Consider the following 1,129-nt stretch of genomic DNA (forward strand, 5'->3'; position numbering starts at 1 on the left):
GGTATTCACGAGGCCACGTTGGGAAACTGGGTGAAGAAAGCGAAGGAAGAGGGAGGAGCCGAGGACCGGCCGCTATCGGTGTCGGAGCGTGCGGAACTCGAAGAACTCCGGAAGAAGTACGCGCAGGCTCAGATGGACATCGCCTTCCTAAAAAAAGCGGCGAGCTTCTTCGCGAGCGAGCAGAAATAAGGTTCGAGTTCATTTCGATCCATGCTCCGAGGAAGCCTGCGCCCGCCGATGGTGTGGACACCTTCCCCGTCGACTACATGTGCCGGAAACTCGACGTCTCCCGGCAGGGCTATTACGCGTGGAAGAAACGCGGCCCGTCTCGGCGCGAGAAGGACGACGTCACCCTGTCAACCATGATCAAAGCGATCTTCGACCATCACGAGGGACGGTACGGAGTGCGGCGGATCTTCCACGAGCTCCACCGCCAGGGCGTCGCTGTCGCCTACAAGCGGGTCCAGCGGCTGATGGCCGCGATGGGCCTGGTCAGCGTGCACCCACGGCCCCGCCGGCCGGCGACGACCATGCAGGCCGCCGCACCGTCCTCGTTGCCCGACCTGGTCGGCCAGGACTTCACCGCGCCCGCGCCGAACCGGCTGTGGTTCGGCGATATAACCTACATCCGAACCTGGGACGGCTGGGTCTACATGGCCTCGGTTATCGACGCATTCTCCCGCAAAGTCGTCGGCTGGGCCGTCGCCGACCACATGCGCACCGAACTCGTCACTGATGCGCTCCGCATGGCTATCACCACTCGACGACCACCCGACGGGGTCATCTTCCACGCCGACCGCGGCAGCCAATACACCAGCAGCCAGTTCGTTGCCTTCTGTCATGGCAACAACATTCGGAATTCTGTCGGTCGTACTGGAATCTGCTTTGATAACGCCGCCGCGGAATCGTTCTGGGCCACTCTCAAAAAGGAGTTCATACACCTCCATCCTTTCGACACCCTCGACCGCGTCCGCGCAGGAATCTTTGAGTACATCGAGACCTACTACAACCGGCAGCGGATACACTCCGCAATCGGTTACCTCACCCCCATCGAGTTCGAGGAAGAATTTGACGGACGAGACCTCCGTGCGGCATAGTTAGGCTTGTCTACAAAAGCGGGAACGCTCCA

General features: G+C 60.9%; 1 protein-coding gene and 1 pseudogene. Both read left to right on the forward strand.

Features of this window, described 5'->3' with window-relative positions:
• Positions 1-189: pseudogene (locus AB1460_RS37665) on the forward strand (IS3 family transposase); the annotation flags it as partial.
• Between the two features lie 17 nt (positions 190-206).
• Positions 207-1,097: an IS3 family transposase gene (locus tag AB1460_RS37670; RefSeq protein ID WP_368967356.1), complete on the forward strand. Its 891-nt coding sequence runs from the start codon at positions 207-209 to the stop codon at positions 1,095-1,097.
• Positions 1,098-1,129 lie beyond the last annotated feature (32 nt).

Source organism: Parafrankia sp. FMc2 (genome assembly GCF_041008525.1).
Lineage (GTDB): Bacteria > Actinomycetota > Actinomycetes > Frankiales > Frankiaceae > Parafrankia.